General features: G+C 69.3%; 7 protein-coding genes and 2 pseudogenes. 6 read left to right on the top strand and 3 right to left on the bottom strand.

Annotation, left to right across the window (positions count from 1 at the left end; genetic code table 11):
• Positions 1–71: 71 nt before the first annotated feature.
• Positions 72–542 (bottom strand): hypothetical protein, encoded by a 471-nt coding sequence (locus tag ACOJVU_RS06075; RefSeq protein WP_421528945.1) that lies wholly within the window; start codon positions 540–542, stop codon positions 72–74.
• Between the two features lie 160 nt (positions 543–702).
• Between ACOJVU_RS06075 and ACOJVU_RS06070 the strand changes: the two are divergent.
• The 3 genes and pseudogenes from ACOJVU_RS06070 to ACOJVU_RS06060 all read left to right on the top strand — a co-directional run.
• Positions 703–864 (top strand): annotated as a pseudogene (locus ACOJVU_RS06070) (NADP-dependent oxidoreductase); the annotation flags it as partial.
• A pseudogene (locus ACOJVU_RS06065) lies at positions 864–1,031 on the top strand (NADP-dependent oxidoreductase); the annotation flags it as partial. The pseudogenes ACOJVU_RS06070 and ACOJVU_RS06065, both read left to right, overlap by 1 nt.
• Positions 1,032–1,227: 196 nt before the next feature.
• Complete coding sequence (locus ACOJVU_RS06060) at positions 1,228–2,067, top strand: glycoside hydrolase family 16 protein (protein ID WP_421528944.1); 840 nt, start codon at positions 1,228–1,230, stop codon at positions 2,065–2,067.
• Between the two features lie 3 nt (positions 2,068–2,070).
• Here ACOJVU_RS06060 and ACOJVU_RS06055 read toward each other — a convergent pair whose 3' ends face one another.
• On the bottom strand, positions 2,071–3,585 hold the full coding sequence (locus tag ACOJVU_RS06055) for a glycosyltransferase family 39 protein (RefSeq protein ID WP_421528943.1): 1,515 nt from the start codon (positions 3,583–3,585) through the stop codon (positions 2,071–2,073).
• A gap of 335 nt (positions 3,586–3,920) precedes the next feature.
• Between ACOJVU_RS06055 and ACOJVU_RS06050 the strand changes: the two genes are divergently transcribed.
• Positions 3,921–4,595: a GAP family protein gene (locus tag ACOJVU_RS06050; RefSeq protein WP_421528942.1), complete on the top strand. Its 675-nt coding sequence runs from the start codon at positions 3,921–3,923 to the stop codon at positions 4,593–4,595.
• Positions 4,596–4,619: 24 nt separating this feature from the next.
• Positions 4,620–5,078 (top strand): GAP family protein, encoded by a 459-nt coding sequence (locus ACOJVU_RS06045; protein WP_421528941.1) that lies wholly within the window; start codon positions 4,620–4,622, stop codon positions 5,076–5,078.
• On the opposite strand, the gene ACOJVU_RS06040 is transcribed toward ACOJVU_RS06045, so the two are convergent.
• Complete coding sequence (locus ACOJVU_RS06040) at positions 5,066–5,812, bottom strand: hypothetical protein (protein ID WP_421528940.1); 747 nt, start codon at positions 5,810–5,812, stop codon at positions 5,066–5,068. The two genes, ACOJVU_RS06045 and ACOJVU_RS06040, sit on opposite strands and share 13 nt — an antisense overlap.
• 354 nt (positions 5,813–6,166) lie before the next feature.
• On the opposite strand from ACOJVU_RS06040, the gene ACOJVU_RS06035 reads away from it, so the two are divergent.
• Positions 6,167–6,858: PAS domain-containing protein (locus ACOJVU_RS06035; protein ID WP_421528939.1), on the top strand; the 692-nt coding region annotated here is incomplete at its 3' end.

Genomic DNA, 6,858 nt, shown 5'->3' with positions numbered 1-6,858 from the left:
CGGGTGCGGTTGTCCCAGTTGATCATCGGCGCCTGTGCGATGGTGGCAATGACGGCGATCGGTGGGGTGGCCTACACGCTGACGGGTATCGAGAACCGCCAGGCGCCGCCTGCGCCCAGCGTGGCGCCCCGCCCGGTGCCGCTGCCCAGCCTGGTGCCCACGGCCGTCCCCCCGCCGCCGGTGCCCAGTGCGTCCCCGCCCCCACCCCCGCCCCCACCGCCGCCGCCACCCGTGGTCGTGACCACGCCGCCGCCACCCGTGGTCGTGACCACGCCGCCGCCACCCGTGGTGGTGACCACGCCGCCCCCGCCGCCGCGACGGACCCAACCGCCGGCCGCGACGACGACTGCGCCGCCGCCGCCCAGCCCGACCGAGACGCCCACGACGACCCCGCCGCCACCGCCCACGTCGGAGACGCCGACCACGACGACGGTGCCGATGACGACGGAGTGGATCCGTCTCCCGCTGCTGCCGGTGCCGATACCGGTACCGGTGCCGGCGAACCAGGTCCCCCAGAACCAGGCCCCCCAGTACCCCGGCACCGGGCAGAACCCGTTCCTGGGGCCGGGTTACTGAGCGCATCGCGGCGGCACCGCCTCCTGCAAGGTGCCCACGCATCGCGGCGCGCGCCCTCGATGGCGATTCGGATTCCTCGGCCCGACGACGTTCCCGCAGACGGGCCGGGCCTGTAGTTTCTGCTTTCTGCCCGACTTGCAAAACCGTCAGATCGTGTTGCGCCGCCGCCCGACCGGGCTGGTCCGGCCCGGCGACACCGAGCTGGTGACCACGCCGGCGTCCGATCCGGCCGAGGGGGAGGCGCTGATCCGTACCACCTACGTCGGCATCGACGCCGACGCCCGCTCTTCGACGAGGCGTTCGCTGCGTTGCGCCGGTGGGAGGCCGACGGGCTGCTGCGGCACCGGGAGACCCTCTTCGAGGGCATCGAGTCGTGCGTCGATGCCCTCAACGGGCTGTTCACCGGGGTCAACATCGGCAAGACGCTGGTCAAGGTGAGCGAACCCACGTCTCGGTTGGGCCCCGGCCTTCGCCCCGGACGCCCTGGATGCCGTGCCGGCCCCCTCGGGCCGTCGGCGGACGTGCCGTGACGCGGCGGGGCGAGATGCAGCGCGCCCCCGCCGCGTGGTTTCATAACACGGTTTGCATCGTTGCTTTCGGGGGAATGTCGCAGGATGGCGTTTCCGGCTTGCGGATGGGTGGTGTCTAGGAATGGATCGTCGCAGCATGTTGACGACTGGGATCGGCATGCTGGCGGCCGCGGCTGCCGCCTCGATCCGTCTGCCGGAGGCAGAGGCGCACCCGTTGCCGCCGTCGGCGCCCGCCCAATCCGCGGGCGGGCCCTACATATTCCAGGACGAATTCGACGGTCCGGCGGGCTCGGCACCGGATCCGGCCAAGTGGACGGTGCAGACCTGGCAGGACGACGTGTTCCCTCCGGTCGAAGGCATCTACCGGGACGACCGCCAAAACGTGTTCCTCGACGGCAATTCCAACCTCGTCCTGTGCGCCACCAACGACTTCGGCACGTATTACACCGGCAAACTGCGCGGCAATTTTCGCAGCATGATCAACCAGACCTGGGAATCAAGGGTCAAGCTGGACTGCCTGTTCCCCGGTCTGTGGCCCTCGTTCTGGGCTGTCAACGAGGACCCGCTGCCCGACGGCGAGGTCGACATCTTCGAGTGGTACGGCAACGGCAGCTGGCCCGCAGGCACCACGGTCCACGCGGCGTCCAACGGGAAGACCTGGGAGGGCAGGTCGATTCCCGGGTTGGTCGACGGTGCGTGGCACACATGGCGAATGCACTGGGGCGAAAACGGATTTCAGTTCTGGCGCGACTACGTCGACGGCGCCAAGCCCTATTTCAGCGTTCCCAACAAACCGATTCCGGTGCACGGCAACCCGGACGACAAACGCTGGCCGTTCAACGATCCCGGCTACTGGATGACTCCCGTGTACACGCTTGCAGTCGGCGGGGTCGGCGGCGGGGACCCGGCGATGGGCAGGTTCCCGTGCACCATGCTCATCGACTACCTCCGCATCTGGTGAGCGTCACCGTCGCGCTTTGATCACCTGGACCAGGCTGAACTGCCAGCGCTCGACGAGTCGGAAGCCCAGTTCGTCGGGCACCGCGAAGGCGGGGGTCGCCCCGTAGCTCTGACCTGGTGGCAGTGCGCGGCCCTGCTCGTGAGCGGGCCGCGACTCGTCGGCCTGGGTGATGATCCATACGACGCCGCAACGGCTCAGGGGTGTGGCGACGACCTCGGGTATCAGGTTGGTGTCGAAGACGTCGGCGCGGTCGGTAGCCCGTTGCCACAGGGTGAGGTCGACCAGCTTGCGGTACGCATCGGGGCGCGCCGCCATCAACGGGCGCATCGGGGCGGGCATGAACGTCACCGTGTCGTTGACGAGCAGGCAATCGCCCGGTGCTGCGCGCGCGGCGATCACGTTGGCCACCTGACTGTAGTCCATACCGTATTTTGCGTACGGGTTACGTTGCACCGAAATGTAATTCGGCGCGGCGACCATGGCGAACAATCCGACCAGGACCGCCGTGCGCCGCGGGTTGACGGCCACTGCCGCGGCGCCGGCGCCCAGCACCAGCGCCATCGCCGGTGCGGTGAACGACAGATAGCGCGGCGTGTAGACCGGGTGAACCAGCGCCGACCAGAACACGATCGCGGCGGTCGGTATCACCAGCCAGGCGGCCGCCAGCGTCGGCAACCGCCGATCCGCCGGTCCCGGCGTGCACAGCCGGACGACGATCGCGGCCGCGACGAGCAGGCTCGCCAGCACCGCGAACCGCGGGTTTCTCTCGAAGTACTGCTGCACCGCCACGTCTTCTAATGTCCGGTGCCCGATCCCTGCGATCCAGCTGATCTGGTGCACCTGCCCGGCGGCCAGCGCCAGAAACGGCGTCACCGCACAGCCTGTCAGCACCGAGGCGACGGTGAACCGCACCAGAACGCTCCGCCTGCGCAGGAACGCGACGACGAAAGCCGCGTGCGCCAGCACCAGCAGCGCCAAGTACACGTCGAGAACGATCGCAACCGATTGTGCAACAGCGTAAAACGACCAGACCCGCGCGTCGTCACGCCGGATGGCGTACAGCAGCAACACCGTCAGCCACACCGCGGCCATCATGGAAACGGCGTAGGGCCGGGCTTCGATGCCTGCCCAGGTCGAGCGGGGCAGGATCGCGCAGAACACGCCGGAGGCCACCGCGGCGGTGCGTGACGAGAGCTGTTTGCCGAGCACCACCACCCCGGCCGCGGCGCTGCCGACGGCCAAACCGCTTGGCGCGCGGGCCCAGAACTCCGTGGGTGCAAAGACCGCGAACCAGCCGTGCATCAGCAGGTAGTACAGGCCGTGCACGGCGTCGACGTTGCCCAGCATCCGCCACAACTGGGACAGCGAGCGACTGTAGGCGGCCGAGATGGTCGCCGCCTCGTCGTACCAGAAGGACGGGCGGCCGGCCCCGATCAGGCTGACCGTCGCCGCCAGTGCCCCGATCATCAGCGGATCCAGCGCCGCCGGTAGCGGCCACAGCCGGGCGCGGATGAGCATCACCGCTATGGTGCCATGCGCGCGACGCCGCCCCGCGTATTCGAACTCATGATCGACAGATGGGCCAGCTCGGTTCGACCGGGTACGCCGGGCAACCGGTCAGCAGACCGTTTCGGGCGGTGCGGCCGCCCGTTGCGGTGCTCGTGGACTTGACTGCGCTGTTCCCGCGCGAGCCGCTGCGCCCCAGGGGCTTCGCTTCGTCCCCGGGCGGGGTAGGCGGCACGCGTTCGGCCAGTCCGGCGGTTGCCTGCAGAACACGATCCGTCCGCCATCGGCCAACGGGGCTCCGGTGTCCGTGCTGCCCAGCCGGAGCGCCAATGCGATGATTGCTGCCCGTGGCACAAAGTTCGGGCTCCGTACTGACCGCGCTCATCGCGCTGGCGCTGGTCATCGCAATCTCCCCCATCACGGTCATTCCGGCGGTCCTGGTCCTGCACGCTTCCCGGCCACGGCCCGTCGGCCTCGCCTTCCTCAGCGGCTGGGTACTGGGCCTGGCGGCCGTCACCGCGGCGTTCGTCGCGAGCTCCGACCTGCTCGGCAACCTGCGCAAGTCGCCGCCGGCGTGGGCGTCCTGGCTGCGCGTGGTGCTGGGGTCGGCGCTGGTCCTCTTCGGTGTCTACCGCTGGGTGACCCGCAACCGCCACGGTGGCATGCCCGCCTGGATGCGCTCGTTCTCCAAGCTGACCCCGCCGCGCGCGGCCATGACCGGGGCGCTGCTCGTGGTGATACGGCCCGAGGTCCTGATCCTGTGTGCGGCGGCCGGCCTGGCCATCGGCAGCAGCACCCTGGGCGTCGCGGGCGGGTTCACCGCCGCCGCGCTCTTCGTCGTCATCTCCGCGTCGACAGTGGCGGTGCCCATCCTGGCCTACGTCGGCGCCGGTGACCGCCTCGACGGCACGCTGGAGCGGCTCAAGGCCTGGATGGAGGAAAACCACGGCGCGATGATGGCGGTGATCCTGGTGCTGATCGGTTTCATGGTGGTTTACAACGGAATTCACGCTCTGCGGTAATCGGCTGTGGCAGGATGCCTGCCCATGGCAGGCAGTTGGGGTTCGGTGCTGATCGCACTGGTGCCGCTGGGACTGGTCATCGGGCTCTCGCCGATCACGGCCATTCCGGCGGTCCTGGTCCTGCAGGCCCCGCGGCGGCGGCCGAGCGGCCTCGCCTTCCTGGCCGGCTGGCTGGTTGGCCTGACCGCGCTGACCGCGCTGTCGGTGGCGGCGTCCGGCCTGCTGTGCGTGTCGGCCGGACTGGCCATCGGCACGAGCGGACTGGGTCTGATCGGTGACTGGATCGCCGCCGGGTGCTTGGTCGTCGTCGCCGCCTCGACGGTCGCGATCCCGATCCTGGCCTACGCCGTCGCCGGCCGCCGCCTCGACGACTCGTTGGCGCGGCTGAAAACGTGGATGGACGAGAACAATGCCGCACTGCTCGCGGCGGTCCTCGTCGTGATCGGGTTGATGGTGCTGCACAACGGAGTTCACGATCTGTAGCCACCGTCGGAGAGGCCCGCATCCACCTCGAGCCGATTTGTCGAGCCAAAAACCAACTCGCGCAGTAGTTCTCGTCCGTAGTCGAGAATCATGCCCTGGTAGCCCTTCGCCGCCCATTGCTGGGAGTGGATCTCCTCGTGGTGCAGCACCCGGTCCAGGTCGGGGTTGCTGCGGGGCGACCGGATGACGCGGCGCAACCGCTCGGCGGGGTCGGTGATCCGGCCCGCGTTGACCATGAAGATGTCGCCCCAGGTGGTGCCGCCCCGCCGGCTGAACTGGCGCTGGATCCAGTTGCCGCCCAAGCCCATCAGCATGCCGTTGGGCGTGGTGACCAGGCGGCCCCCGTTTCGGTGCACGAACCCGACGTCGCGGGTGTAGCTCCAGCCGTTGCGGCTCTGCCGATGACGGATTCGCCACACCTCCGCAGCGCTGTACGGCGTTTCGGGGAAGTCTGCGGGCTGACCGCCCGGCGCGCCGTAGCCGGTGCCCGCATTGAGGATGTAGGTCAGCAGCACCGCGTCGCGGGCGTCGTCGCCGCCGGTGGACTGCGGGACCAGGAAGAACGACTTGCCCTGGGGGTCGCGGATCTCGTCCATTGCCTCGAGGAGTCCAAAGCCGGCGGGTGGGACGTGGGACGCGATGCCGGCGGCGACGTCCGCGGGCACGCCGCACCGCGCGGCGTTGTCGAGCCATTGCCGGGCGTAGCCCTGGGCATCGTGGTATTCGGCGAACACGCGGCATCGGGTTCCTTCCTCGCAGAACTTTCTAGCAGCTCCGCGGCGATCAGTGTGGAGCCGATGAGCGGTCGGCCCTGGCAACGCGTGGACGGCGTCAATCTTCGGTTGTCGTGGGCCCGGGGCTATCGTCTTGTGCCGGTTCGTCTTTGGCTGATCGCATCGAAGACTCCCGGGTGGTGCGCGCGATGCCACTGACGACGAGCCCGGCGGTCATGCATCGGGGCGTCACGTTGCCGATCGAACCGGCAAACTGCACAATGGATCTGCGCGCGCACCCGGACCGGGGGTAGAGCAGGGAACGAGCGCTCTAGGTTGTGAACGGATCCGCAGTCGGGCGAGGAAGGTGTCGCGGTGGTCGCTGAACCCTCCACGTCGGCATCCGTCCGGCCGGGCGAACGACATGCGGCCGGCCGCGTGCGGTGGCAGCGTGCCCGGTTGACGACCGTCCGCGATCAGGTGGGCCAGCTGCTGCGGGCCGCGGCCACAGCTGCCACCGCTCGCGGGCCTGCTGAGGCCGAGCAGGAATTACGGCAGATGATCGACGACAGCGCCGTCGCGATCTGTGTGCACGCCGAAGGCCGCTGCCTCTATGCCAACGACACCATGGTGCACACGATGGCGGCGGAATCCGCCGCCCAACTGGTGGGGCACCGGATCATCGACTTCGTGGCCGCGCAATCGGTTCCCACGGTGCTCTCTCGGACCGCGGCCCGCCAACGTGAGGGGGACATCTCGCCGCCGGTGGAGCTGGTCATTCTGCCCTTGGACGGGACGGCCCGCGTGGTGGAGGCGGTGGCAGTTCGTTGCCAGTGGCTGGGCAGGCCTGCCCAGCAGGTCGCAGTGTGGGACGTGACCGCACCCGAGGCCGGCGAGGCGGTCAGCGCCGCCCCGGACCGCGCTGAACAGCATTTCCAGACCGTCGTGGCCGCCCTGGAGGAGGGCGTCGTCGTCATCTCCGCCGAGGGAATCGTCGAATCGGTGAACCCGGCGGCGCTGCGCATCATGGGCATGCGGGAGACGGGTGTCGACGCCCTCGAGTTGGT

Source organism: Mycobacterium sp. THU-M104 (genome assembly GCF_049197365.1).
Classification (GTDB): domain Bacteria; phylum Actinomycetota; class Actinomycetes; order Mycobacteriales; family Mycobacteriaceae; genus Mycobacterium.
Note: the sequence above shows the minus strand (reverse complement) of the source record. Positions and strands in the feature narration are given on the sequence as shown.

What these genes read in the sequence shown, in the direction of transcription:
- ACOJVU_RS06060 (WP_421528944.1), top strand. Translation starts at nt 1,228, where the DNA reads ATGGATCGTCGCAGCATGTTGACGACTGGGATCGGCATGCTGGCGGCC.
- ACOJVU_RS06055 (WP_421528943.1), bottom strand. Translation starts at nt 3,585, where the DNA reads ATGCTCATCCGCGCCCGGCTGTGGCCGCTACCGGCGGCGCTGGATCCG.
- ACOJVU_RS06045 (WP_421528941.1), top strand. Translation starts at nt 4,620, where the DNA reads ATGGCAGGCAGTTGGGGTTCGGTGCTGATCGCACTGGTGCCGCTGGGA.